Annotated in this window: 28 protein-coding genes; 17 read left to right on the forward strand and 11 right to left on the reverse strand. The window is 58.1% G+C overall.

Features of this window, described 5'->3' with window-relative positions:
• The gene (locus FZZ92_RS11360; RefSeq protein ID WP_166017840.1) at positions 1–486 is read left to right on the forward strand and encodes an EVE domain-containing protein; all 486 of its coding nucleotides are present in this window, start codon (positions 1–3) and stop codon (positions 484–486) included.
• Positions 470–1,198, forward strand: a complete 729-nt coding sequence (locus FZZ92_RS11365; protein WP_226423253.1) for a hypothetical protein — start codon at positions 470–472, stop codon at positions 1,196–1,198. The genes FZZ92_RS11360 and FZZ92_RS11365 overlap by 17 nt, the downstream gene beginning before the upstream one ends.
• On the opposite strand, the gene FZZ92_RS11370 is transcribed toward FZZ92_RS11365, so the two are convergent.
• From FZZ92_RS11370 to FZZ92_RS11385, 4 genes are all read right to left on the reverse strand, one after another.
• The gene (locus tag FZZ92_RS11370; RefSeq protein ID WP_115093179.1) at positions 1,150–1,398 is read right to left on the reverse strand and encodes a DUF2811 domain-containing protein; all 249 of its coding nucleotides are present in this window, start codon (positions 1,396–1,398) and stop codon (positions 1,150–1,152) included. The genes FZZ92_RS11365 and FZZ92_RS11370 overlap by 49 nt on opposite strands.
• A gap of 316 nt (positions 1,399–1,714) precedes the next feature.
• On the reverse strand, positions 1,715–2,086 hold the full coding sequence (locus tag FZZ92_RS11375; protein ID WP_226397987.1) for a DUF1818 family protein: 372 nt from the start codon (positions 2,084–2,086) through the stop codon (positions 1,715–1,717).
• Positions 2,087–2,096: 10 nt separating this feature from the next.
• A complete protein-coding gene (locus FZZ92_RS11380; RefSeq protein ID WP_025362489.1) occupies positions 2,097–2,324 on the reverse strand; it encodes a DNA-directed RNA polymerase subunit omega in 228 nt (75 codons plus the stop codon).
• Between the two features lie 42 nt (positions 2,325–2,366).
• A complete protein-coding gene (locus tag FZZ92_RS11385) occupies positions 2,367–2,651 on the reverse strand; it encodes a hypothetical protein (RefSeq protein WP_115022373.1) in 285 nt (94 codons plus the stop codon).
• A gap of 62 nt (positions 2,652–2,713) precedes the next feature.
• Here FZZ92_RS11385 and FZZ92_RS11390 point away from each other — a divergent pair, with 62 nt between their 5' ends.
• From FZZ92_RS11390 to FZZ92_RS11400, 3 genes are all read left to right on the forward strand, one after another.
• Positions 2,714–4,288 (forward strand): Hsp70 family protein, encoded by a 1,575-nt coding sequence (locus FZZ92_RS11390; protein WP_226397986.1) that lies wholly within the window; start codon positions 2,714–2,716, stop codon positions 4,286–4,288.
• Between the two features lie 73 nt (positions 4,289–4,361).
• Complete coding sequence (locus FZZ92_RS11395; protein ID WP_226423254.1) at positions 4,362–5,207, forward strand: hypothetical protein; 846 nt, start codon at positions 4,362–4,364, stop codon at positions 5,205–5,207.
• Positions 5,208–5,237: 30 nt separating this feature from the next.
• Positions 5,238–5,459 (forward strand): ferredoxin-thioredoxin reductase variable chain, encoded by a 222-nt coding sequence (locus tag FZZ92_RS11400; RefSeq protein WP_115022378.1) that lies wholly within the window; start codon positions 5,238–5,240, stop codon positions 5,457–5,459.
• Here FZZ92_RS11400 and pyrR read toward each other — a convergent pair.
• Positions 5,443–5,994 carry a bifunctional pyr operon transcriptional regulator/uracil phosphoribosyltransferase PyrR gene (pyrR, locus tag FZZ92_RS11405; RefSeq protein ID WP_226397984.1) on the reverse strand — a complete coding sequence of 184 codons (552 nt, stop codon included), beginning with the start codon at positions 5,992–5,994 and terminating at the stop codon, positions 5,443–5,445. The genes FZZ92_RS11400 and pyrR overlap by 17 nt on opposite strands.
• A 108-nt stretch (positions 5,995–6,102) precedes the next feature.
• On the opposite strand from pyrR, the gene gpmI reads away from it, so the two are divergent.
• Together gpmI and secG are read left to right on the forward strand one after the other, a co-directional pair.
• A complete protein-coding gene (gene gpmI, locus FZZ92_RS11410; RefSeq protein ID WP_226397983.1) occupies positions 6,103–7,740 on the forward strand; it encodes a 2,3-bisphosphoglycerate-independent phosphoglycerate mutase in 1,638 nt (545 codons plus the stop codon).
• Positions 7,740–7,970, forward strand: coding sequence for a preprotein translocase subunit SecG (secG, locus tag FZZ92_RS11415; protein ID WP_115022383.1), 231 nt, complete (start codon positions 7,740–7,742; stop codon positions 7,968–7,970). The genes gpmI and secG overlap by 1 nt, the downstream gene beginning before the upstream one ends.
• A gap of 12 nt (positions 7,971–7,982) precedes the next feature.
• Here secG and FZZ92_RS11420 read toward each other — a convergent pair whose 3' ends face one another.
• The gene (locus FZZ92_RS11420) at positions 7,983–9,095 is read right to left on the reverse strand and encodes a hypothetical protein (protein ID WP_226397982.1); all 1,113 of its coding nucleotides are present in this window, start codon (positions 9,093–9,095) and stop codon (positions 7,983–7,985) included.
• Between the two features lie 137 nt (positions 9,096–9,232).
• On the opposite strand from FZZ92_RS11420, the gene FZZ92_RS11425 reads away from it, so the two are divergent.
• Positions 9,233–10,393: a hypothetical protein gene (locus FZZ92_RS11425; RefSeq protein ID WP_226423255.1), complete on the forward strand. Its 1,161-nt coding sequence runs from the start codon at positions 9,233–9,235 to the stop codon at positions 10,391–10,393.
• A gap of 302 nt (positions 10,394–10,695) precedes the next feature.
• Positions 10,696–12,105: a hypothetical protein gene (locus tag FZZ92_RS11430; RefSeq protein WP_226423256.1), complete on the forward strand. Its 1,410-nt coding sequence runs from the start codon at positions 10,696–10,698 to the stop codon at positions 12,103–12,105.
• An 11-nt stretch (positions 12,106–12,116) separates the two neighbouring features.
• Here FZZ92_RS11430 and FZZ92_RS11435 read toward each other — a convergent pair whose 3' ends face one another.
• The 3 genes from FZZ92_RS11435 to groES form a co-directional block, all read right to left on the reverse strand.
• Positions 12,117–12,473, reverse strand: coding sequence for a hypothetical protein (locus tag FZZ92_RS11435; protein WP_115093302.1), 357 nt, complete (start codon positions 12,471–12,473; stop codon positions 12,117–12,119).
• A 221-nt stretch (positions 12,474–12,694) separates the two neighbouring features.
• The gene (gene groL / locus FZZ92_RS11440) at positions 12,695–14,326 is read right to left on the reverse strand and encodes a chaperonin GroEL (RefSeq protein WP_115022388.1); all 1,632 of its coding nucleotides are present in this window, start codon (positions 14,324–14,326) and stop codon (positions 12,695–12,697) included.
• A gap of 72 nt (positions 14,327–14,398) precedes the next feature.
• Entirely contained in the window at positions 14,399–14,710 is a 312-nt protein-coding gene (gene groES / locus FZZ92_RS11445) for a co-chaperone GroES (RefSeq protein ID WP_115022391.1), read from the reverse strand.
• Between the two features lie 245 nt (positions 14,711–14,955).
• On the opposite strand from groES, the gene atpD reads away from it, so the two are divergent.
• Together atpD and atpC are read left to right on the forward strand one after the other, a co-directional pair.
• Entirely contained in the window at positions 14,956–16,419 is a 1,464-nt protein-coding gene (gene atpD / locus FZZ92_RS11450; RefSeq protein ID WP_115022393.1) for a F0F1 ATP synthase subunit beta, read from the forward strand.
• A gap of 74 nt (positions 16,420–16,493) precedes the next feature.
• Entirely contained in the window at positions 16,494–16,904 is a 411-nt protein-coding gene (atpC, locus tag FZZ92_RS11455) for an ATP synthase F1 subunit epsilon (protein ID WP_115022395.1), read from the forward strand.
• A gap of 148 nt (positions 16,905–17,052) precedes the next feature.
• Here atpC and FZZ92_RS11460 read toward each other — a convergent pair whose 3' ends face one another.
• Positions 17,053–17,568: a 30S ribosomal protein PSRP-3 gene (locus FZZ92_RS11460; RefSeq protein WP_115093168.1), complete on the reverse strand. Its 516-nt coding sequence runs from the start codon at positions 17,566–17,568 to the stop codon at positions 17,053–17,055.
• A 102-nt stretch (positions 17,569–17,670) separates the two neighbouring features.
• Here FZZ92_RS11460 and FZZ92_RS11465 point away from each other — a divergent pair, with 102 nt between their 5' ends.
• Together FZZ92_RS11465 and FZZ92_RS11470 are read left to right on the forward strand one after the other, a co-directional pair.
• The gene (locus FZZ92_RS11465; RefSeq protein WP_250398803.1) at positions 17,671–18,393 is read left to right on the forward strand and encodes an HAD-IA family hydrolase; all 723 of its coding nucleotides are present in this window, start codon (positions 17,671–17,673) and stop codon (positions 18,391–18,393) included.
• Entirely contained in the window at positions 18,390–19,553 is a 1,164-nt protein-coding gene (locus FZZ92_RS11470) for a calcium:proton antiporter (protein ID WP_226423257.1), read from the forward strand. The genes FZZ92_RS11465 and FZZ92_RS11470 overlap by 4 nt, the downstream gene beginning before the upstream one ends.
• A 7-nt stretch (positions 19,554–19,560) precedes the next feature.
• On the opposite strand, the gene FZZ92_RS11475 is transcribed toward FZZ92_RS11470, so the two are convergent.
• Positions 19,561–20,886, reverse strand: coding sequence for an aminopeptidase P N-terminal domain-containing protein (locus FZZ92_RS11475; protein WP_226423258.1), 1,326 nt, complete (start codon positions 20,884–20,886; stop codon positions 19,561–19,563).
• An 87-nt stretch (positions 20,887–20,973) separates the two neighbouring features.
• Between FZZ92_RS11475 and FZZ92_RS11480 the strand changes: the two genes are divergently transcribed.
• Genes FZZ92_RS11480 through FZZ92_RS11495 form a run of 4 tightly spaced genes read left to right on the forward strand, consistent with a single transcriptional unit; the run spans position 20,974 to position 25,520 of the window.
• A complete protein-coding gene (locus FZZ92_RS11480) occupies positions 20,974–21,972 on the forward strand; it encodes a CNNM domain-containing protein (protein WP_226423259.1) in 999 nt (332 codons plus the stop codon).
• Positions 21,969–23,264: a GTP-binding protein gene (locus FZZ92_RS11485; RefSeq protein WP_226409446.1), complete on the forward strand. Its 1,296-nt coding sequence runs from the start codon at positions 21,969–21,971 to the stop codon at positions 23,262–23,264. Before FZZ92_RS11480 ends, FZZ92_RS11485 begins: the two co-directional genes overlap by 4 nt.
• A 1-nt stretch (position 23,265) precedes the next feature.
• Positions 23,266–23,847, forward strand: coding sequence for a nicotinate-nucleotide adenylyltransferase (locus FZZ92_RS11490; RefSeq protein WP_115022406.1), 582 nt, complete (start codon positions 23,266–23,268; stop codon positions 23,845–23,847).
• Positions 23,847–25,520 (forward strand): NAD+ synthase, encoded by a 1,674-nt coding sequence (locus tag FZZ92_RS11495; protein ID WP_226423260.1) that lies wholly within the window; start codon positions 23,847–23,849, stop codon positions 25,518–25,520. Before FZZ92_RS11490 ends, FZZ92_RS11495 begins: the two co-directional genes overlap by 1 nt.
• Positions 25,521–25,529 lie beyond the last annotated feature (9 nt).

The following is a 25,529-nucleotide window of genomic DNA, read 5'->3' on the forward strand; positions in this document are numbered from 1 at the left end:
ATGACCTCAAACAAGCCTGTTGACGTGGCCTTCTGGTTGATGAAAAGCGAACCCGACGCTTACGGGATCGAAGATCTTCGTCGTGAAGGCACCACGCTTTGGGACGGCATTAGGAATTACCAGGCCCGCAATTTCATGCGCAGCATGGAGGCTGGCGACCAGGCGTTCTTCTACCACTCGAATTGCAAACCTCCCGGGATCATCGGGCTGATGGAGGTTATGGAAACCGGCTTGGTGGACCCCACCCAGTTTGATCCGGCGGCCAAGTATTACGACCCCAAATCAACCACCGAGAAGCCCCGCTGGGACTGTGCTCGCCTGCGATTTCTCGGCGAGTTTGATGCTCTACTCAGTCTCGACCAGCTGCGGGAGATCTACAGCGAACAGCAGTTGCCCGTGATCAAACGCGGGAACAGGCTTTCGATCCTTCCTGTTCCGGCTGACACTGCCCACGACCTCCTCTCGCGGCTTGGCCAGCTCCACTGAGATCCCACTGGTCACCCTGTTGCCCCGGGCTTGGATCGGCTTCAGCCGCGGGCCTTGGCGTTGCGTGGGCCTGGCTGCACTGGTCCTGATCAGCGCCAGTGGCCCGGCGGTGGTCGGCCACGACCTGCGTCTAGCAGGCTCCCCGTGGCTAAACCGACTGGGGGATCTATCGGTGCTGACCAGCCTGGTGCTTCCCCTGTTGCCCCTCTTGGCCCTGCTGCGGCTGACGGATGGCCTGCTCCCTGATCGACGCGACGACCGGCCCGACCAAACCTGGCGGCAGCTTCTGCATCAAGCTTTCAGCCTGGTGCTGTTTGAGATGCTTCTCGTGCTGGGGGGGCTCGGACTGATTCAGTCGCTGAGCTGGATGCTCGGACGCTGGAGCACCGCCCTGGCCGGACTCAGCGTGGTGCTGGGGGGGCTGGTTCTGATGAGTTGGCTGTTTAGCCAAACCTTGGCCTTCCCCCTGCTGGTGTACGAGCGCTGCCGAGCTCTACAAGCGATGGACCACAGCCGCCAGCTGGTACACCGCAATGGCCTCAAGGTGCTAGCGCTACTTGGGATGCTGCTGGGGATCAATCTGCTGGGGCTGATCGGAGCGACCCTGGGGCTGCTGCTCAGCCTCCCCTTCAGCGCCCTGGTGCTAATGGCCTGCTGCCGACCTCAAACCCCATTCAGCAACGACTCCCGACGGAACATGTTTCCGACGTAAACCCGGGTGATCTCCCGCGAAGGCGTGCCGTTCTGAACCAGGAAACCGGCCAGCGCCGCCTGAACCAAACGGTATTGATCCCAATTCGGATGACCCTCGATGAATTGGGTCATGGCCTGCTGAAGGGGTTGCGGCACTTCCGATTGGAAACTCACAACACTGCTCTCAGCCGTGGAAGCTTGCTCAAGGCCTTCCGGCATCTTTTTTGTTTTTCGAAACGAACACCAGTTCTCCACACCAAAGCTTCACCGTCAAGGGGAGCCAACATGGAGCCATTCTCACGCATCTCCACATGAGATTCCTTGCTGGAAGCCACTCCTGCACTGGCCAGTGCACCAGAGAGGCCAGACCTAAGCACCCCGTCACCAACGTCAAGCGAAAACAACAAAAACCGGAGGATTTCCACAGCAGTCCTCCATAACGGCGCTTACAGCTCATCGCCTGTGGAAAAACTGTGCAGAGCTCGCGACAAAAGGCGGGGGAAATCAATGACTCGAAAATGATTAGCCACGCCAATCAATGCTGCGAGTCCCACAGAGTTCTCATCGCAGCCACCGCGGCCGCCGCCGCGGGGGCCGTCCATTCCCCTTCGGCAGCACGGCCCTCCAGCGGTGTGAGCAGGATGCGCAAGTCCCATTGATTGCGATCACCGCTCAAGCATCCCCACCAGACGCCGCGATCAAGCTCCAGCTCAATCGCTTCCTCAGGCATCAGCTGGTCAACCAGGCCCCGGTGCTGCTGCTCCAGGGTCATCACAAGATCCACCAGATCTCGCCACTCCGACTCGGTCAACTCAAAAGCCCAGCGTTCTCCTCCAACAAGAACGCAGTAGTGACCCCGGGAGGGATCCCGAGACACACGCCAACCGGCTCCCTCCTGCTGAATCACACCCAGCCGATCAACCAGGCAGCAAGTCGGGCTGGTCCTGCTCGTCACTCAATTCCACAATGGCTCGCTGAACCGGCTTGACACTGGACTCCTCCAGCAAGCCATCGAAGTCGTCGAATCGCCGCTGTTTGGCCCGGAAAGCAATCCGTACGGTCGTCAGATAACGGTTGCTTGATTGACGGATCAAGCTTTCGCCACGCTTGGCGAGATCTTTGGAGTCAACTCCGGCCGAAAGCACAGGCTTTTAAGGCAAACAGTCACACACTAATTGGTGACCGTCTCAAGCCAGCTGATCGGTGTGAAAGGGCACGTGCATGGGATAAGCCCGCTGACGAGATCCGGGCACACGCAAAACGATCTGGCGCCCCAAACCCAGAGCGGCCAGAGGCAACCGCAAATAGACGACCAAACCACTCAGCTCCTCGAGGTGAGCATCGTCAACGCACTCGATGCGGATGCTGCCCCAGCTGCGACGCATGCGACAGCTCCGCAGCGGCTCCAGCCTGTCCTGCAGTTCAGGATCTTCCCGGTAGAAGGAGAAGATCAGCTGCTGCAATCGATCCATCGCCTCCAGTCCCCTTAGTCTCATCTTGACTTCACCGTGCCCCGAGCACGGTCACAGATCGCGTGGGCGAAGAAAAGCTTCAGCATTCAGCACAGCGGGGCGGAACACTCGCCATCGATCTGGGCAGCACCACCACGGTGGTGGCGTATCAGAGTTCGACATCAGCCACAGCCGATCTGCTGAACCTGCCAGCCATTTGCAGTCGGGCCGGTGAAATCCCGAGCCTGGTTTGGAACGCGACGCAACGGCCCCTGATTGGTCGGCAGGTGCTCGATTCAGGGCTCAATGACTCCAGTGATATCCGTCTGCATCGGGACTTCAAGGGCCGCATCGGTCAAGCCGACGCCCCAGATCAGGAGGCAGCCCGCTGGGCAGGGGAACAGCTGCTTCAGCAGATCTGGAGTCGGCTCCCCCCTGACCTCGCAATTGAGCGGCTGGTGCTCACCGCCCCGGTGGAGTGCTACAGGGCTTATCGAAGCTGGTTGCTGCAGGCCTGCACCGCGCTGCCGGTGGCCGAAATTGCCCTGGTGGATGAACCCACCGCAGCAGCCATGGGTGCAGGGCTCCCGGCCGGATCCACGCTGCTGGTGGTGGACTTGGGGGGGAGCACCCTCGATCTGGCTTTGGTGGCGCTGGAAGGAGGCGAAGGTCGTGCAGCACCGATCGCACAACTGCTGCGGCTGGGGGGACGCAGCCTGGGGGACAACAGCCGCCAGATGCTGCGCACAGCCAAGGTTCTGGGCAAGGCAGGGCTGCGTCTCGGCGGCCGCGACATCGATCGCTGGATTGTGGATCGCTGTTGCCCGGGTCAACCCGCCAATTCCACCCTGCTCAACGCCGCCGAACGCCTGAAATGCCGTTTGAGCGACACCACGCTGGCCGAACGCGAGCAGCTGATGGAGTTGGCGGTGGATGACCAGGAGCATGTTCTCCGCCTGTCACGCAGCGAGCTCAACACCCTGCTGCTGGAGCGGGGATTCGGGGACGCCCTCGAACAACTTCTGGAGGCCTGTCTGGCCGGTGGTCGCCGCAACAATTGCAGCCTGGAAGATTTGGAAGGCGTCGTAGCCGTCGGAGGAGGTGCCCGGCTGCCTTTCCTGCGCCAGTGGCTCACCGAGAACACAGCACCAGCACGCTTGCTCACCCCGCCACCAGTGGAAGCCGTGGCCCTCGGCGCCCTGCGACTCACACCAGGGGTCGCCATTCGAGATGTGCTTCAACACGGCGTTTCCCTGCGCTTCTGGGATCAGCGCAGCAACAGCCACCGCTGGCATCCCCTATTCATGGCCGGACAACCTTGGCCGAGTCCGGCTCCCCTGGAACTTGTGCTGGCCGCAAGCCAGACAGGGCAAGACAGCCTGGAGGTTGTGCTGGGGGAACCAATCCCGCAGGGCAGCCACAGCGTGGTCTTTATCGATGGATTGCCGACCCTCCAAGAGCAGCCCGCAGGCGAGATCTCCCATCAGCCCTGGCCAGGCGACGCTCTGGTGCTGCCCCTCGAACCGGAAGGCGAAAAGGGCGAAGACTGCTTGAGGCTGCGCTGGAGCATTGATTCTGAAGCGCAGCTTCAGCTGGAAATCATGGATCTGCGCTCTGGAGAAGCGTGGGGCCACCCAATGCTGGGGGCTGTCCGATAACACGTCCGTCCACAGCCCCTTGGAACAGCAGCTGTCAATCCATAAAACAGATTCAGCTTTTGTTCATTCGTTCTTGGCGGCACCGCGCCATCTGCTGCTGCGGCTCTGGGGTCTCGGAACCCTGGGGCTGGTTCTGTCGATCGCAGCAGGCGCCTACTGGTGGGAAAAACAACTGCCTGAACGGCTCCAGAGTGCGCTCAACGCCAACAACTTCGAGGCCTGCATTCGCACCAGTGAGCAACTGGCATCCCTGCGCTGGTTGGGCGATGGGGCACCCAAAGAACAGGCACTCTGCCGCCGGAAGCATGCCGAACAGCTTTGGGAACAAAGTGACCCCATCGCCGCCTTAGCACTGCAGCAACAACTGGTCGCATCGGGCCACGGCGACCTTGACGTCGATCGCGAGACCCTTGAACGCTGGCGACAGGCCCTAAAGGATCAGGCTTTCGCCCTGTTTCGTCAGGGGGAACTTCAGAAAGCGCTCGACCTGCTGGAACCGCTGAAAGGCCACTCCCGCAGTTCGATCAGCCAACTCAGTGCAACGCTGATGGAGATCTGGAACCGCAATCAACTGGAACAGCGTCGGCTGGTGCAACTGGTGGAGCAGGAACGCTGGTGGGAGGCCCTGGACAGCCTCAACAAACTCGACCATCCCTGGTGGCAGCAGCAGGCCCGTGCCACCCGAGAACGGGTGGAGAGTGCGATTCAGGCTCTCGACGATGCCCAGGCGCACCAACAGCATCCAGCGGTGCATGCCGATGTCATCAGTGGTGAGGCGCTAGATGCTGCCGTCCAGGATCAATTGCGCCAAGGCCTGGACCCTTGGACGGCCTTTTCCTCAGGATGCAACCATCTCGGCGGTCGCGTCGAAGAAGACGGGCCAGAAAGTTTCTGTCGACGCGCATCTCCGAGCCCGTGACAAAATGGCTCGGTGGATGATTCAGGTGCGATGCAGGCGGGCGACAGGGTGACGGTTGAGGCATCCGTCGTGGTGTTCAACCATCCCGAACACCGGGGGCAGGCCTTTGACATGAAAGGGCAGAGCGGTGATGTGGTGAACGTCCTCAACGACTGGAAGGGACGGGTGATCAGCCCGACGCTGCCTGTGATCGTTGCCTTCGGCCGCTACAAAGCCCACTTCCGAGCCGACGAACTCAAGTCAGCGGGCTGACGCGGCTGAGGAACACCCCCTCCTCGCCATCCACATCCTGCAAACGCAGTTCGATGCTTTCGCTGCGTCGAGTTGGAACGACGCGCCCACAGAAATCAGGCTGAATAGGCAGTTCGCGATGGCCTCGATCAACCATGGCGAGCAGCATCACCCGTTGCGGACGTCCCCAACTCTGCAGTGCTTCCAGCGCAGCACGCACCGTCCGACCAGTGAAGATCACGTCGTCCACAAGGATCACCAGACGATCCTCAATGCTGTTGGGCAGCGATGTCAGCTGGGGCAAACGGGTCCCGATGCGCTCCAGATCGTCGCGATGGAATGTGGGATCGATCGAACCCTGAGAGATAGCGTGACCCGTCAGCCTTTCCAACTCACCCGCCAGAACCCTGGACAGCTGAACACCTCGTGTTGGGATGCCCAGCAACATGAGCCTGCGGCTGTCTTCGGCACTCTCCAGCACCTGAGACGCCAAGCGCGTCAGGGTGAAACCAAGCTCGCGCTCCGAGAGAATTTCAATCCTGTCAGGGTCAGCCATGGGTGATAAAGCAGTGCAGCGGTGTGGGGATCGGGTGAAACTGCAGCCTGAGGGCTGACGGAGCGTTAGGTTGATTCTGCAAAAGTCCTTAAGAACCGTCGGTCGCGGGTGAACGTGGGGAACAGCACTACCAACGGTTCAGGTCGCTCCGGAACAGTGGCACCTGTTGTCCTCGCCATTCTTGATGGCTGGGGCCACCGGGACGCAAGCGAGCACAACGCGATCCAACAAAGCGGCACACCGGTGATGGATGCCCTGTGGCATGCGTATCCGCACACGCTGATTGAAGCCAGCGGATCCCACGTTGGCCTGCCCGATCAGCAGATGGGCAATTCAGAGGTAGGCCACCTAACCATCGGTGCGGGGCGCATCATCCGCCAAGAGTTGGTGCGGATCAGCGACACCGTGCGCAGCAATCAACTGGGTACGAGACCGGTGCTCAAGGCGCTGGTGGAACGGATCCAACAACGGGGAGGGACCCTGCACCTGCTGGGCCTCTGCTCCGATGGCGGTGTCCACAGCCATGTGAACCACCTCTGTGGACTGATCCAGTGGGCTGCCGATAGCGGCCTCTCCGATGTCGCCGTCCATGCCATCACTGATGGTCGCGACACACCAACCCAGAGCGCACCGAACTACATCAGCCAGGTTGAAGAAGCTCTAAGCAGATGCGGCGTGGGCCAGCTCACCAGCCTCTGTGGCCGTTACTGGGCCATGGACCGGGACCAGCGCTGGGACCGCACCGAAAAGGCCTACAACCTCTACACCGATCCGGAGATCGCCGTTGACAGCCGCAAACCTGATCAGGTGCTGGCTGCCAGTTATGCCGAGGGAATCACCGATGAATTCCTCGAACCAGTGCGCCTGCAGAACAGCGTCATCAAGGACGGCGACAGTGTTCTGGTCTTCAACTTCCGCCCCGATCGCGCTCGTCAAATCGTGCAGGCGCTCTGCCTTGCAGACTTTGAATCGTTCGAGCGCAGCCGCGTTCCCTCATTGGACGTGGTGACCTTCACCCAGGTCGAACAGGATCTGCCCGTCCACGTCGTCTTCCCACCGGAGCCGCTCGACCAGCTGCTGGGCCAAGTGGTGGCTGACGCGGGGCTTAAGCAGTACCGCACAGCCGAGACCGAGAAATATCCCCATGTCACCTACTTCATGAACGGCGGGATCGAACAACCCTTGGATGGAGAAGATCGCCACCTGGTGCCCTCTCCAAGAGTCGCCACCTATGACCTTTCACCGGCGATGTCTGCCGAGCAACTCACCGACAGCTGCGTTGCTGCCATCAAAAAGGCTGAATATTCGCTGATTGTGATCAACTACGCCAACCCCGACATGGTTGGGCATACCGGTGTAATGGATGCCGCGAAGGAGGCGATCCAAACCGTGGATGGCTGCATTGGTCGGCTGTTGGATGCGGTAGGCCGTCAGGGTGGAACCATGCTGATCACGGCCGATCACGGCAATGCAGAATTGATGGAGGGACCGGATGGACAGGCGTGGACAGCCCACACCACCAATCCTGTGCCCGCGATCCTCATCGAGGGAGAACGGCGCAAGCTTCCTGGCCATGGCAATGGGATCACACTCCGCGATAACGGAGGTCTGGCCGATATTGCACCAACCTTGCTTCAGATCCTCGACCTGCCGCAACCGGAGGCCATGACCGGTCTCAGCCTTATTGCGCCAATGTCCAACATGGACCCATCCCCCAAAACCGCTCGCTTGCCTCTCTCTGTCTGATGTTGACCTCAATTCTGTCCTGGAGCTGGATCGGCACCGGCATTCTTCTCATTGTCCTGGTGCTGCTGCACAGCCCTAAAGGTGATGGCATGGGTGGACTGGCTGCCAGCGGCAGCTCAATGTTCAGCAGCGCCAGTAGCGCGGAAGCAACGTTAAATCGGCTGACATGGACCTGTCTCGCGCTGTTCCTGTCCTTGGCCGTGATCCTGAGTGCTGGCTGGTTGACCTAAACAAACCAGCACTCAGGAACTCACAATTTCTGCGCGCATACTCTGCATACATGCATTTTGAATCCTGCGATCGAAATGACCTATATCTTCTGCATTACGACTCTGCTCTGTATCTCTAGCAAGATCCAGTAACTCTTCCTCTAACAAAAGCGAGGCCTCATCAGATGGCTGGAAATAACTAAAATCAACAGACATTAATTCGCAATACTGCTTATTACTCGACGATGCCCTGCAGTCGAGATGACCGATCAGGGAATTCTGAAGACGAGGAGAAAATAATGAATCAAACTCAGCCATTAGATCCTGACCAGCAGACAGACGCTTGCAAACACGAAAGAGCCATCGATTCCCTTCATGGGGGTGCGGAAAAAACGACTGCTGCAATGGCCGCAATGAGCTGAGATAAGCAGACATCCCATGAATCAATACTGGATGAAAGGAAAGATTCTTTCGCACATCAAATGATTCCAGCTCTTCAAGCTCCAAAGGTATCCCTGTCGAAGATAGAAAATGCTCAAGCAATGAGTAAGGATTGGAGCGTGTTGGGATATGGCAACTCACGACCGTGACAGAATCACCAAGACTCTTGACCCCGTCACAAAAACGCCGATAGTTGGAGTGCCAATTGCGATCTTTACCAACAAGAGACAAAGCAAGTAAGCTACGCTCAAGAGCCGTGAATTGACGCCAATTTAAATTATATTTTGACAAAACCTTTAAATCGCTAAGAAGCTTCTTTCGATCTCGAAAAAACCATTGAGAGAACGCAGAAACATGATAATTAGATTGCAATCTGGAATAGCCAGAAACAACAACATGATCGAATGAATGCTTCTCCAATGCCCGCTCCGCTATCGAACACACCAAAGCTGGACGATTACCCAACATTTCATGGCTGACAACAACCTTGGAACTCGATTGGCCGGAAAGAACAAGATCGACATAATGAAAAGCGGTTTTACTATTCTTCTTCAGAGCTTGATCTGCATCACGTAGTTTCTCAGGATTTAAAAAGCAAAATCCAAGGCCACCCTTTGATGCCTGAGCAACAAGCCGCAGAGAGGCTTGAAGGGAGGAAGAAGCACACTTCTGAGCTCCAACATGAATGACCAGCTTTCGCGTCACTTAAAACCTCAGAAGCCCCTATTTCAATAAAGGTTAGAGCAAAATAGCGACTTAATGCAATGCCTAAAATTTTCACTACAGAATGCAAACGATGACGTCAAGGCCAATGCTAAAGTTGTAGGGATAACTGGAGTGCAGTGAAAAAAACAAAGCTTTTCCTGCACATTGGTCATGGCAAAACTGGCACTTCCGCCATCCAGTCATCCCTTGCTATCGCTTCAAACGATTTAGCCGAGCAAGGAATCAGTTATCCCATTCAGCAATCACTCCGGGATCGAGCATCTCGACTGGAAATCACGTCCGGAAATTGGGAGCCCAAATCCGAAGTGAGCTTGAGCGATGAATTGCTCGAAATCGCCGCAAATAATGGAGATAATTTAAAAATTATTTTAAGTTCGGAATCACTTTTTTGGCTGGTTCCAGAATTAATTCAAAACAAAAGCAAGTGGGAGAACAATATTGACATGCACATCATTCTGGCAGTACGAGAGATCGAAGAGATGCTTTCTTCAGAATACCAACAACGCGTTAAGCGACATGGAGACTCTATGCCACTAGAGCAATTCCTTCGAGCAAGACATTTCATATCATCCCATCATGCAAAGGCTGCTGAAATCATTGAATTAATGAATGAGTCAAATATCTCCAATACAATAATTAATTACTCCAGGCACAAACGAGACATCTCACAATTAATTTTCAAATTGGTTGGTGCCGAAGAACTCTATCCCGAAGACCAGATGGCTGGAGCAATCATCAACCGAAGTCTAAGCCGAAAAGAACTTGAGATGCTGATCACGATCAACGCTCTTTACTACAGCAAATTTCCATGGATTAGTACAAGAATTTCAGACGCATTGATCAAAAGTCAACCTCAGATCGAGGCCCAGCAATGCAAACTTATCAAGCCACAGCTGGAGAAAGTCTACGAACAAAACGATGCCTATCTTCAAACAATTAATGCATGCCTTGACCCAAATGAACAATTAACAATGCTCTCAACTCTCAGCCATGAAGTAATACAAGAGAGTTCGCCCGAACAAGTTCAAAAAATTCGTGACGAGGAAACCATATCTATCTGCCTTATCGGAGATACACTCCAACAGACATTGACCAATGAGTCCAAGCGAAAACTCTCCAACGACACCGTAGACGCCATCATCGAATTGAGCCAGTCGGGGAAAGTTTCGAAAACCACGGAGGTTGAACTTTTGGAAGTCGCCAAAGAGAATCGACCCCAAGGATTAAAATTAGGAAAACTATTGGAACGCGCGAGGACAGAACTTTCAAAGCTTTAAACCGCGAGTCGATAAAGCTCGACCACGACATACAGAGAAAATATATTCCACGAAAATCACTGGAAAGAAAATACCACCAAAATAGAGGAATCCAAACTTAACTTAGAAACGATCCAAGCCAGTCACCAATTATCAAATCAAGAGATACAAAACAGGCTTATACCCAGGCTCTCATCTTGACAACTGATGTCAGTATCAATATAAAATTCCCCAGCCAAGAGCTGCTACCAACAACATTGCACATTGAGCGCACTCAATGAATAGCAAGGATGTATAATTTGAAACGAGAGCAAGGTGCTTAAATGAAAAAAAAATTAAACTCAAAAAAGCCAGAGAAATACAATTTTTTCATCCCACCAAAACTATCAAGCTCTCTTGCAGAAGAAGTCTGCAGTCCACTATGGAAAAAAATAATCAGTTCAATTGAAAACCAAGAAGTCGAAATAATCCTCGAAATAGTTAAAGGGATTGACACATGTGAAGGCATATTGCACTTACCTCATCCTTTTATAGATGCTGTGGACACATTCCCAGTTAAAAGCATGCGTCATGGAATGTGCAACTTTATTTTCTTTCATGACTCAACCAATCGGCACCGTTGGATATTGTGTCAATCTACTTCGTTCGTTGATGCTATTTTTTCAGAAACACATTCAGGCAAGCACAAATCTTCGCCCAATGACAATCAAATACTAAACCACATCAATAGAGTTATCAAAAACTATAATAAAGCTGGCCTAACGCAAAGCTGGGCAGAGCAAGCGATATTTTCTGGGTACTTACTTGATCAATTAAGACCATATCATCACTTCTACGACCAACTCAAGTGGCTGGTGCATTTAAAAACTAAAAAGCCAATTATTAGCAATAATTCATTTTTTATCCCAAAAAGTCTAAAAAGGAGAACGCCTTCAACAACAGATCAGCCTACATTTTCTATGTTCCCATTGGTCATTGGATCAACTCAATTGGGGACGAAGCTTGACAAATATACCGACGAAATGGAAAAAGTTGTCCATGACGACAGCTTAAAAGGTCTCCATGGATGGAATACAGCAATTAATAAGCTAAAAAAATTAACGGGTAAAAAAAGAACTCTTACCCTTTGGTTTGGCATTTCTGGGCAAAAAAGAATATGGGTCGAGCAAGAAGACTTTCTACCAACTCTTGTGGAAAACCTAAAACCATGGTTCGATTCGTTTGTATTCTTAATTGATGGATTCACGCAATATGAATACACTGATGGGCAGCCCATCAAGGGCAGCAAGTCAACTCCCATTGGTCAAGACCTTGTGGTTGTCGATTCGATAAGGCATAAACTATTGCCTTATTCAAACGCTTCTATCGTCAACCTTGTTGGTCAAACTTATCGAAAAAAAATTCAATGGTGCCAGTCTGTTGACTTTTTTATTGCAAACGCTGGTGCAGGCCAGCTAGTTCCTCATCGATTTTGCAAAAAGCCAGGTATTTTACATTCCAACGAGAAACATTGTGTTTTTTCTATGGGAATCAACAATACAACCGTGAAACTGGTCGACAAGTCGCTCGTGAGCGATGTCGGAAACTTGTTTGCTAGTGATAGAAGAAAGAAGGCAGATGTATCAGGTTCTGGATTAATTAGCTACAGCATACACATAGAAGTTGTCATAAATATGATCATAACCATGTTGAATTTAAGTGAACGGCTAGTGCCGATCACCACCGATCTTTAGTAATAAGTTAGTCAAAGGCCTGGTGCCTTCAGGCCTGATCCAAAGAAGGCAAGTTCCTTATGAACGCGATCCAACTCATACAACATTTTGGTTTCTTTCTTTTCGAGGATCTCAACACGTTTCAAAAGATCTTCTAACAATTTATTTTGCAGTGATTCAACTTGAACTTGCCTTTTTTGTACGCCTTGTGATGGTGGTGCCGCAGACCCTGCTGTAGAAAGAATTCCTCCATCCGTTTCGACGTACAACAACGCCAGACGCTCCAATACCTTGGAGTAAGCCTTGTCTTGGCGTCGACAGAGATCCTTAAAACGCTGGAGCGTCTCCGGGGCGAACTGAGCGGCAAAGGCACCAAGGCGCTGTGGCATTTGTCCCGACAGAACCAGACGAATCAATACATTAACCCGCGCACTTCTGCACCCCTACTCATTCATGTCTTGCAGCTGAAACCGCACCCCAACCGTTCGATGTCTTGAAGGGTCTAGATCTGACAAGGCAATGACTGAGTCAAAAAAAGAGGCCCCGCAGGACCTCTTGATATGACTGGGATGTGGGTGATTCGGTGGTTTGCGAACCACCCGCACAGACGTCAATAGTCGAAGTCACCGCCGCCCATGCCACCGGCAGGAGCTGCTTCCTTCTTCTCAGGCAAGTCAGCCACGATGCACTCAGTGGTCAACACCATGCCAGCAATCGATGCGGCATTCTGCAGACCGGAGCGGGTCACCTTGGCGGGGTCAACGATGCCGGCAGCCAGCATGTCGACGTACTCGCCGGAAGCTGCGTTGAAGCCCTCGGCACCTGCGCGAGCCTTGACGTTCTCAGCCACAACAGCACCGTTGGCACCTGCGTTTTCAGCGATGCGCATCAGCGGAGCGGTCAGAGCAGCAGCCACGATGTTGGCGCCAATCAGCTCCTCGCCAGAGAGGCTGGAGGCAGCCCACTGCTCCAGGGCCGGAGCCAGGTGAGCCAGGGTGGTGCCACCACCAGGAACAATGCCTTCCTCAACAGCCGCCTTGGTGGCGTTGATGGCGTCCTCGAGACGGAGTTTCTTGTCCTTCATCTCAGTTTCGGTGGCCGCACCCACCTTCACCACAGCGACGCCACCGGCCAGTTTGGCCAGGCGCTCCTGCAGCTTCTCCTTGTCGTAGGTGGAGTCGGTCTCGTCCATCTGCTTCTTGATCTGTTCGCAGCGGGCGCCGACAGCCGCCTCGTTGCCCTCGGCAACGATGGTGGTGGTGTCTTTGTTGATGGTGATGCGGCGGGCGGTGCCCAACATCTCCAGCTTGGCGTTCTCCAGCTTGAGGCCAGCGTCCTCGGTAATCAGCTGACCATTGGTCAGAACAGCCATGTCTTCCAACATGGCCTTGCGGCGATCGCCGAAACCAGGAGCCTTCACAGCAGCAACGTTCAACACGCCCCGCAGACGATTCACCACCAGGGTGGCGAGAGCTTCCTTCTCGATGTCCTCAGCAATGATCAGCAGAGGCTTGCCGGTCCGTGCGATCTGCTCCAGCACAGGCACGAGATCCTGAACCAGGCCGATCTTCTTGTCGGTGAGCAGGATGTAGGGCTCGTCGAGGACGGCTTCCATCCGCTCGGTGTCAGTCGCGAAATAAGGGGAGATGTAGCCCTTGTCGAAACGCATGCCCTCGGTGACCTCGAGCTCGGTCTCCATGGACTTGCCCTCTTCGAGGGAAATCACACCTTCCTTGCCAACCTTGTCCATGGCATCGGCAATCATCTTGCCGACTTCTTCGTCGTTGCCGGCAGAGATGGTGCCGACCTGAGCGATGGCGTTGCTGTCAGCGATGGGCTTGGCCATTTCCTGGATCTTGCTTACCAGGAAATCGGAGGCCTTGTCGATGCCCTTTTTCAGAGTGATCGCATTGGCACCGGCGGCCACGTTGCGCAAACCGGCCTTGACCATGGCGTGAGCCAGGACGGTGGCGGTGGTGGTGCCGTCACCGGCAGCGTCGTTTGTTTTCGAGGCGGCCTGGCGGATCAGAGCAACACCGGTGTTCTCGATGTGATCTTCAAGCTCGATCTCCTTGGCGATGGTGACACCGTCATTGATGATCTGGGGTGCACCGAACTTCTTCTCCAGCACCACGTTGCGGCCCTTGGGACCCAGGGTCACCGCAACGGCTTCAGCCAGGATGTCGATGCCTTTCTCGAGAGCGCGACGGGCGTTCTCGTTGTAAATGATGCGCTTTGCCATGGAAGGCGTTTCCTAATGAAGAGGATGAATGATGAATAGGGATGGCTGAGCCGCAACTCAGCAGAGCTGATCTCAGTTGACGACAGCCAGGATGTCTTTCTCGGACAGCAGCACGTATTCATCGCTGCCGAGCTTGATGTCGGTGCCGGCGTACTTGCTGTAGAGGACCTTGTCGCCCACACCGACTTCGGGAGCCTGACGGCTGCCATCGTCGTTGCGCTTGCCGGGGCCCACTTGAACCACTTCACCCACTTGGGGCTTTTCCTTTGCGGTATCGGGCAGAAGGATGCCGCCGGCGGTCTTCTCTTCGGATTCGGAGACCTTGATGAAGATGCGGTCGCCGAGCGGTTTAACAGTTGAGACGCTGAGAGAAACAGCAGCCATGGGTACTTGCAGGAGCAGGGACAGGGCGCAATGCGCCACGCATCGAACCGAGTTGGCACTCGATGCCGATGAGTGCCAACGTATGCAATCGGGCGGCCCCTTTTCTAGTCCTAGAGCTGTGCGGGTGTCCGAACCGCAGGCTGTGCCGACCCAACCGATGGGAGCGTTGAACTGACAGTGGTATGGTTGCGCCGCTCTGAATGGGTCCGAGCGCGTAGCGCCTGTTCCCGCAACTCTCCTTACCTATGGTCGCTTCTGCTCCTGCATCTGCTGGCACCAAGGGTGTGATCCGTCAGGTGATCGGCCCGGTTCTGGACGTGGAATTTCCCGCAGGGAAATTGCCCAAGATCTATAACGCCCTGCGCATCGAGGGCAAAAACCCCGCAGGTGATGACGTCGCTCTGACGGCTGAAGTTCAACAGCTGCTGGGTGACCACCGTGTTCGCGCCGTTGCCATGAGTGGCACCGACGGACTCGTCCGCGGCATGGAAGCCGTCGACACCGGTGCACCGATCTCAGTGCCCGTCGGCGAAGCCACCCTGGGCAGAATCTTCAACGTTCTCGGCGAGCCCGTTGACGAGCAAGGACCTGTCAACACCACAACCACTGCTCCCATCCACCGCGAGGCGCCCAACCTCACCGAACTGGAAACAAAGCCCAAGGTTTTCGAAACCGGCATCAAGGTGATCGATCTGCTGGCTCCTTACCGCCAAGGCGGAAAGGTGGGCCTGTTCGGCGGTGCCGGCGTGGGTAAAACCGTGCTGATTCAGGAGCTGATCAACAACATCGCCAAAGAGCATGGCGGTGTGTCTGTCTTTGGCGGCGTGGGCGAGCGCACCCGCGAAGGCAACGACCTCTATGAGGAATTCAAAGAGTCTGGCGTGATCAACGCTGACGACCTTTCCAAGTCGAAGGTGGCCCTTTGCTACGGCCAGATGAACGAGCCCCCCGGCGCCCGGATGCGCGTGGGTCTCTCCGCTCTGACCATGGCGGAGCACTTCCGCGACGTGAACAAGCAGGACGTTCTGCTGTTCGTCGACAACATCTTCCGATTCGTGCAGGCCGGTTCCGAAGTGTCCGCACTTCTCGGCCGCATGCCTTCCGCTGTGGGCTACCAGCCCACCCTCGGCACCGACGTGGGTGCTCTCCAAGAGCGTGTTGCCTCAACCGTTGAGGGATCCATCACCTCGATTCAGGCGGTTTACGTCCCTGCTGACGACCTGACCGACCCCGCTCCTGCGACCACCTTTGCTCACCTCGATGCCACCACGGTGCTGAACCGTGCCCTGGCCTCCAAAGGCATCTACCCCGCTGTGGACCCTTTGGATTCCACCAGCACCATGCTGCAGCCAGCAGTGGTGGGTGACGAGCACTACCGCACCGCACGCGCAGTGCAGTCCACCCTGCAGCGCTACAAGGAACTCCAGGACATCATCGCGATTCTGGGTCTCGACGAACTGTCGGAAGACGACCGTCGCACCGTGGATCGTGCCCGCAAGGTGGAGAAATTCCTCTCCCAGCCCTTCTTCGTGGCTGAAATCTTTACCGGCATGCCCGGTAAGTACGTGAAGCTGGACGACACCATCGCCGGTTTCAACCAGATCCTCGCCGGCGAGCTGGACAGCCTCCCCGAAGCCGCCTTCTACCTGGTGGGCAACATCGAGGAAGTGAAAGCCAAGGCCGAGAAGATCGCCGCCGAAACCAAGTGATCCTTGCGGGGGTGTGATTCACACCCCCAATCACGTGTTTCTCGACAGTCCGTTCTCTTTTCGAACCAAGGTTCATGTCCCTCACCCTCCGCGTGCTGGCAACAGACCAGAACGTCTTTGATGGCAGCGCCGACGAGGTGATCCTGCCTAGTACCACCGGTCAACTCGGCATCCTGCCCGGCCACATTTCGCTGCTCACCGCCATCGACATCGGTGTTCTGCGGGTTCGTGCCAACGGAGCCTGGAACTCCATCGCTCTGATGGGTGGTTTCGCCGAAGTCGATGCCGACGAAGTCACCGTTCTGGTGAACAAAGCCGAACTGGGCAGCGCCATCGATGCCGGTACCGCCGAAGCCGCCTTCCAGAAAGCCTCAACCGTCGTGGCTGGCATGGAAGGCCAACCGGCTTCTCCGGAAAAGCTCAAGGCACAGCAACAGCTGAATGAAGCCAGGGCTCGCCTGCAAGCCAGTAAAACTCCCGACTGATTCATCTGCTTCGCAGATTGACTCCAATACGCCAGGGGCTCACGCTCCTGGCTTTTTTGATGGTTCATCCGGATCACCACCTACCTTCGGGCAGACACAAAAAAACCTGCCCGAAGGCAGGTTTGGATGAACAACCTGGAGAAAGGGTTCAGGCGGTACCGCAGAACGTGACGTCGGGGAACTTGACCTTGGCCTCGTCGAGGCTCTTGCCCTTGCCTTCCTCCTGCCAGTAGTTGATCACCTCAGTGGCTTGGTTGAGCACTTCAACCCGCTCGTTATCGGTGATCCAGCTCTTCCCTTCCAGCTCGGTCTTCAAGCTTTCCCAGGCATCCTCACGGGGCCAGAAGAAGTAGGAGGTGAGGGGACTGGGGCCACCGCCGACGATCTGATCAACGGCAAGGGCCACGTTGTCGGGAAGCCAGAGGATCTTCAGCAGGAAGCGGCCCTCGTCGGCCTTAGGGGTGTAGCCGGAGGGAACACCATCGGCGTCGATGGTTGCCGTGGCCAGAGCCGCGGCGGCACCCTTCAGAACAGGACGGCCTTCACCCTCGCTGGCTGCAGGCTTTTCAGTGGTTTCAGCTGCCTGGGTGGCGCCTTCAGCCGCGTCGGCGGACGGAGTCGCGACCTCCTGGTCGGTAGGGGCAGCGCCTTCGGTGACCGGCATGGTGTCAGCGCTCAAGACAGAAATACAAACAACTAACCTACCAGCCGCTCCCCATCAGACGTTCTGGGATCTCCAACCATCCTGCTGTTCGACATTGATGGTGTGATCCGCGATGTCGCTGGCAGTTACCGAAGGGCCCTCCAATGCACTGTCCAGCACTACTGCGGTTGGCAGCCCAGCGCCGATGCCATCGATGCACTGAAGGCTGAAGGGGCCTGGAACAACGACTGGGACGCCAGCCTTGAATTGCTGCGGCGCCACGGCGCTGCTCTGCCGGATCGGACCGCACTGATCGATGTCTTCAGCGACTTTTACTTCGGCGGAGATCCAGAGGGGGACCCCAGTCACTGGACTGGATTCATCGGCGATGAGCCCCTGCTGGTGGACGCCAGCTTTTTCGCCACGCTCTCCCAGAGGAAGATGCGCTGGGGATTCGTGAGCGGTGCTGAGCCGCCCTCAGCACGCTTCGTGCTGCAGCAGCGACTGGGGCTCCAGGATCCACCCTTGATCGCGATGGGAGATGCCCCCGACAAACCAGATCCCACAGGCTTGATCCGCCTGGCCAAGGCTCTGGGGGCGGACATCGAGGGAGCTCGGGTGGCTTATCTCGGCGACACCGTGGCCGATGTGCACACCGTGATTCAAGCCCGAGAACGCTGGCCGGAGCAACGGTTCGTGAGTCTTGCTGTGGTGCCACCTCACCTGCAGACCGCGGGGCAGGCACAGGCGCGAACAATCTATGAACAACGGCTGCAGGAGGCCGGCGCTGATCTGGTGCTGAACAACACCAATGCGCTGCTGAGCTGGGAGGGAGCTATGGCATGAGGGCGGCCGTTCTCCGCGAAACTCCCCTACTCATCGGGATCCTGGCCCTAATCAGCCTGGAAACCACAACAGTGCTCGACTGGCTGCTCCTGCAACCCGCACTGCCCGTCCTCACGGGTCTTGGCCTGCTCAGTGTGCTGGTGCTGCTGATGGCGCGGGGAGTGGCGCACCATGCCGACCAACTGGCGGAGCAACTCGCGGAGCCCCTGGGGACCCTGGTGCTGACCGGATCCGTGATCGTGATTGAGCTAGCCCTGATTGCCTCCACGATGCTGACGGGAGACAGCAACCCGACCCTGGCCCGCGACTCGATGTTCTCGGTGCTGATGATCGTGCTCACGGGGGTGAAGGGCGTGACCTTAATCGTGGCCGCCAGGTTTCAGAGACAGGGCCGAACCCAGCCCATGCAGCTGGAAGACCTGGCAGCTGTAAATCAGAGCGGTTCAAGTGCCTACATCAATCTGATCACCACCATGAGCGTTCTGGCTCTGGTACTTCCAAACTTCAGCCAGGACAGCCTCGAGGCCAACTACTCGCTGCCAATCAATTGGCTGCTGACGTTCGTGTCGATCAGCCTTTACGGAATTTTTCTGGGCGGCCAGGTCGGCCGCTACCGCAACCTCTTCATCGATACCGCTCAGCAACAAGGCTCCGAGCACCTTTCCCTGGCGGAAAGCAGCTCAGCGGAACCAACACCCCATGACGAATCTCAGAGCTCAATCCGGCAAAACGTAGGTCTGATGGCAGCAGGCCTTCTGGTGCTGGTGCTGATCGCAGAATCGATGGGCAGCCTGATCGAAACCGGCATCAACGACCTTGGCCTGCCCAGCTCCCTCGGCGGTTTGCTCGTGGGCTTGCTGGTGGTGGCACCAGAAGCTCTCAATGCCTTCCAGGCCGCAGGGAAAGGGGAGTTGCAGCGGTCGCTCAACACTCTCTACGGCTCGTCCCTGGCGACCCTCTGCCTCACGGTGCCGGCAGTTCTGGCGATCGGTGAATTCACAGGAACCGATGTGATCCTCGGACTGGATCCGATCGAAACGGTGCTGCTGGTGCTGACGCTGATCCTGGTGCGGCCGATCAGCGGCCGCGTCAGCGAAATGGATGGCCTGATGCTGCTCACCGTGGGCGTGGTCTGGGTGGCCCTCCAGGTGGTGAGCTGATCCTGGGTCAGCGTTCCATCGCGGCAACGCTCTTCATGGCACCAGCAGTGAGCACCTCATGGCCGGTCTCGGTAACGGCAACGTCGTCTTCGATGCGGATGCCGATGCCTTTCCAGCGATCGTCGATCTCAGGCTGACCTTCAGGCACGGCGAGCCGATCGCTGACGTAAAGGCCTGGTTCCACCGTGAGCACCATGCCCGACTCCAGCGGAGCGGGTTGCTCCCCGAGCCGATAAGCACCCACGTCATGCACATCCAGACCCAGCCAATGGCCGGTGCGGTGCATGTACAGGTGGCGGTAGTCGCCCCGCTCGATGATCCCGTCCACGTCCCCGATCAGCAGGCCCAGATCCACCAGCCCATCAACAAGCAAGCGTAGGGCTGTGGCGTGCACCGCATCAGCGGTGCCTCCTGGGGCCACGACAGCAACAGCAGCCTCCTGGGCTGCCAACACCAGGCTGTAGAGCTCCCGCTGTTCCGCCGAGAAGCGGCCATTCACAGGGAAGGTTCGGGTGATATCGCCGTTGTAGTAATCCTCCAGCGAACAGCCGGCATCAATCAGCAGCAGGTCTCCGTCCTGGAGGGGTGCCGTGTTGGCGGTGTAGTGCAGCACGCAGGCGTTGTCGCCACCGGCCACGATGGAGCCGTAGGCCGGGCCGCGGGCACCTTGGCTGCGGAAGTGGGCTTCGATCGCCGCCTGCACCTCAGCCTCATTCATACCGGGGCGGGTGATCGAACGGGCCAATTCGTGGGCTTCGGCGGAGATGCGACAAGCCTCCCTTAGCCGTTCCAGCTCGTGGGGCTCCTTGCGCAGGCGCAGGCGCTGCAAGATCGGGGTTGGTGCCACCAAGCCCAAGGCGGCCGTTCCCGTGCGGGCAAAGGTGTCGAGCTGTCGCCCCCAGGCGGAGAGCACCATCGATTCGACAGAAGCGTGACGGCCAACCCGAAAGGCAATGGCTTCGGCACCGGCGAGGTACTCCGGCAGTTTTGCGCTCAACTGATCCAACGGATGGGCTACGTCCGCGCCGTAACGCTCCACAGCTCCCTCAGTGCCCCAACGAATCCCCGTCCACACCTCAGCCGCAGGGTCCTTGGGCTGCACGAACAGCACGTAACGCTCTCCCTCCGGCCGATGCGGCAGCAACAAGGCCACTGCATCGGGCTCATCAAAACCGGTGAGATAGAAAAAATCGCTGTCCTGACGGAAGGGCCATTCGCAGTCGGCGTGGTGGGTGGCCAATGCGGCAGCGGGAATCACCGCAGCGGCTGCGCCCAGTTGCTCCAGGAACAGGGCGCGACGACGCGCATGGATTCCGGAATCGAAGCCGTTCACAGCAGCAGAGAGTTCAGAGGAACAGGATGGCAGTTGGCAAGGCCAAACTGGCCAAGGCCTCTACGATGCAAGGAGTTTCAGACGGCAATGAGCTCCGACCTCCTGGTGCTGTTGCTGATGGTTTTGGTGGTGCTGTTGGGCTCGGCCCTCTGCTCCGGCGTGGAAGCCGCCTTACTCACGGTGAGTCCGATCCGAGTGCACGAACTGGCGGCCCGGGAGCGCCCCGTACCCGGAGCCCGCAGGCTGGCGCAGTTGCGCAAGCGCCTGGGACGCACCTTGTCTGCCCTCGTGATCGCAAACAACGGCTTCAACATTTTCGGGAGCCTGATGCTGGGCGGTTACGCCGCCTGGGTGTTCGAGCAACGCAACATCAGCGGCGCCGCCCTGCCGGTGTTCTCGGTGGGCCTGACCGTGTTGGTGATCCTGTTGGGCGAAATCCTGCCCAAAGCCCTCGGAAGTCGCCTGGCACTGCCAGTGGCCCTGGCCAGCGCACCACTTCTTCACTGGCTTGGCCTGGCGCTCAGGCCGCTTGTGCTGTTGCTGGAGAGAATGCTTCCGGCCATCACCGCAGAAGCGGAGCTCAGCACCAACGAAGAGGAAATCCGTCTGCTGGCTCGCCTGGGCTCACAGAAGGGAGAAATCGAGGCCGACGAAGCCGCGATGATCGGCAAGGTCTTTCAGCTGAACGATCTCACTGCCCGTGACCTGATGACGCCGCGGGTGGCGGCACCAACCCTTGATGGCGGCCTGAGCATCGAAGCCCAGCGGGCCCAGCTGATGAGCAACAACGACCCCTGGTGGGTGGTGCTCGGCGATCAGGTGGACAAAGTGCTTGGGGTGGCCAGCCGCGAACGGGTGCTCACAGCTCTGTTGGAAAACCGTGGCCTGCTGACCCCCGTCGACCTCTGCGAACCGGTGGAGTATGTGCCGGAGATGATCCGGGCCGATCGACTGCTGACGGGGTTCCGGCGCGACAGCAGCGGAGTGCGCGTGGTGGTGGATGAATTCGGAGGATTTGTTGGCGTGATCGGCGCCGAATCGGTTCTGGCGGTGCTGGCCGGGTGGTGGCGCAAGCCGGCAGCATGAGCGGGATGCAACCCACCCCACCCCACACCGTCGAACGCTGCCAGGTGCTGCTGGAGCGCTGGAGGAACCAGCTGCAGCTGAGCGCCAAGGAACGGGGACTGCTGGGGGGTGACTTGCGGCTTCTGGATCGTCAACTGCAACGGCTGCAGCAACGGCGCCTGCGCATTGCGCTGTTTGGTCGGGTGGGGGTTGGCAAATCCAGCCTGATCAATGCATTGATCCAACGCCCGCTGCTGCAGACGGATGTCGCTCACGGCAGCACCCGGCGGCAACAGGCGGTGGATTGGCCCATGGACATTGCTGGGCTGACCAGAGTTGAGCTAGTGGACACCCCTGGAATCGATGAAATCGATGCCGCCGGGCGGGCTCGATTGGCCTCCCGTGTGGCCATGGGAGCCGACCTTGTATTGCTGGTGCTGGACAGCGACTTAACCCGGGCTGACCTGGAGGCCTTGACCACGCTTTTAGCCAGTGGAAAGCCCCTACAAGTGGTTTTGAATCGCAGCGATCGCTGGCCGGAGCAGGAGCGCGCCGCGCTGCTTCGCAGCATTCGCGGGCGTCTGCCGGTGGATCTCCCGATCACGGCCGCTGCGGCTGCACCCCGCAGCCCCCAGATCCAGGCCGATGGCCGGGTGCGCAGCACGATCACAACGCCACAGGTGCATGACCTGCGCGAGCAGCTCACCCAGCAGCTGGAGAGCGAAGGCACCCTGCTGCTGGCGATCCAGTCGCTACGTCAGGCCGACCGCTTCCAAGGAGCATGCCAGCAACTCCGGCTGCAACAGCACCGCCGCACGGCCCAGAGCCTGATCGGTCGCTACGCAGCAGCCAAGGCCACCGGTGTGGCCGTCAACCCAGTGGTGGCACTGGATATGGCGGGAGGCATGGCCTGCGATACCGCCCTGGTACTTCAGCTCAGCCGCCTCTACAACCTGCCGATGACGCCAGCGGCGGCACGACTGCTGCTGACTCGTCTCTCCAGCCATAACGCCCTGCTGGGAGGTGTTCAGCTGGGACTAGCGGCCCTCAAACAGGCACTTCTGCTGCTGGTGCCCGTCAGCAGCGGCGGCAGCCTGGCCCCGGCAGCTCCTGTGGCCCTCGCTCAAGCCGCCCTGGCGGTGCATGCCAGCCGCCGGACGGGAAGGCTTGTTGCGCAGCAATTGCTGCGCCGTCGTGGCGGTCAACCCGGAGCCCTGCTGCGCCGCTTGGCAGAACGAGATCCCGTGGTGCACCACTGGCTGCTGCGCTGGCCGAAAGCTCTGGAGCAGGATCTCCAACCGCTGCTGCCCTGAGATGACCGTTGCTGCCATCGCCTTGCTGGGCACAAGCGCCGATCCACCTACCCGGGGCCATCAAGTGCTGCTGGAAGGGCTGCTGAACCGCTACGGCCAAGTGGCGACCTGGGCCAGCGACAACCCTCTGAAACAACACGATGCCCCCCTGTCCTTGCGGGCGATGCTGCTCAGCCAGCTGGTGGAGCAATTGCAGGATGAACGCCTGGAACTAGCCCAGCACCTGAGCAGCCCTTACACCTTGATCACCCTGCAACGGGCCGCCCAGCACTGGCCGGATCGGGAGCTGGTGTTTGTGGTGGGCAGCGACCTGGCCAGCCAGATCCCCCGCTGGAAACAAAGCGATGGCTGGCTGCCGCAGTGCCGATTGGCGATCGCCCCGCGCAAGGGCTGGCCTCTCCAAGACGCGAATCTGCAAGCGCTGCGGGATCTAGGCGGACGGGTGGAACTGCTGGATCTTGAGGTTCCCGCCACCGCCAGTTCGCAGCTGCGCCGTCAACCCAATGCAGCTGAAATTCCGGAATCGGTGTGGCCGCTGTTACTCCAGCACAATCTGTATGGCCTGTCGGGAAGCCTCTGCTGATGCGAATCGCCCTGGCCCAACTCAACCCCGTGGTCGGCGACTTCGAGGGCAATGCCAAGCAGATTCTGGATGCCGTGCGCAGGGCCGAGGAACAGTCGGCAGAGCTTGTGCTTACCCCTGAACTCTCCCTCTGGGGCTATCCCCCCCGGGACCAGTTGCTCGAGCCCAGCCGCATCCAGCAGCAGGAGGCGATGCTGCAGTGGCTGGTCAACCAACTCAGCAGCAGCATCACCCTGTTGGTGGGTGCAGCGCTGCCGGCAGCGGATAACCGCAGCCCAAGGCTGCTCAATGGTGTCGTGCTGGTGAATCGCCTGGGCTGGCGGCCGATTGCCCACAAACAACTGCTGCCCAGTTACGACGTCTTTGATGAGCGGCGCTATTTCCGCCCTGGCGATGGCCCCTGTTTGCTGACTTTGCCGGGCGGGAAGCGATTGGGACTCACCATCTGCGAAGACCTGTGGGTGGATGACGGCCTGCAACGCGAGCGTCTGGCCGGACCGGATCCCATTGATCAACTGATGCCAGAGCAGCCGGATCTGGTCATCAATCTTGCGGCCTCTCCCTTCGATGCCGCAAAGCCCGCCCTGCGCCAGCAATTAGCAGCTGCAGCGGCGCGGCGCCTGAACTGCCCACTGATCTATCTCAATCAAGTCGGAGGCAACGACGAGCTGGTGTTCGACGGGGCCAGTTTTGTGGTGGGCGCCGATGGCGTCGTACAGCTGGAGCTTCCCGTCTGTGAAGACCATCTCGTGGTCTGGGACAGCGACCAACCCGCTCCTGCTCGGGTCCAACCGATGGATCCCCTGGAGCGACTTTTCCGAGCCCTGGTGCTCGGAGTGCGCGACTACGCACAGAAATGCGGTTTCAAAAAGGCATTGCTGGGGTTGAGCGGCGGCATCGACTCCGCACTGGTGGCGGTGATCGCCACCGCTGCCCTGGGGAAGGAAGCAGTGGCCACGCTGTTGATGCCCTCCCCCTGGAGCTCGGCTGGATCCATTGACGATGCCTTGGCCTTGGCCGAACGACTTGGCCTGCAGGCCAACACGGTGCCCATCGCCGGCCTAATGGAGGGCTACGACAATGCCCTGACAGCACCGTTGGGGGAGGTGCCTCAAGGGGTAACGGCGGAGAATCTGCAATCCCGTATTCGCGGCACCCTGCTGATGGCCGTGGCCAACCAACAGGGGCAATTGCTGCTCACTACCGGCAATAAATCAGAACTGGCCGTGGGCTACTGCACCCTCTACGGCGACATGAACGGCGGGCTGGCGGTGATTGGCGATCTCTACAAAACCAGCGTGTTTGCCCTGTGCGATTGGCTCGACAGCCAAGCAGCCCAGGGCTGCCGGCAGTCGCTGGGGCTACCGAAGCAAGGAGAGCTGGTGGGGGAAGCGATTCGACGCAAACCCCCCAGTGCCGAGCTGCGGCCCAACCAGAAGGACAGCGACTCCCTGCCCGACTACGACGCCCTTGATGCACTGCTCAAAGGACTGATTCAGGAGCGCCACTCCGGCGAGGCCCTGGTGGCAGCCGGCCACGATCCCGCCCTGGTGGAACGTGTGGAACGGCTGCTGAAACGGGCCGAATTTAAACGGCGGCAGGCGGCACCGTTACTAAAGGTGAGTCCCCAGGCCTTCGGCAGCGGCTGGCGCTTGCCAATTGCAGCGGCCTAAAGCAGTCCC

It is taken from the genome of Synechococcus sp. MU1611 (assembly GCF_020514255.1).
GTDB lineage: Bacteria > Cyanobacteriota > Cyanobacteriia > PCC-6307 > Cyanobiaceae > Parasynechococcus.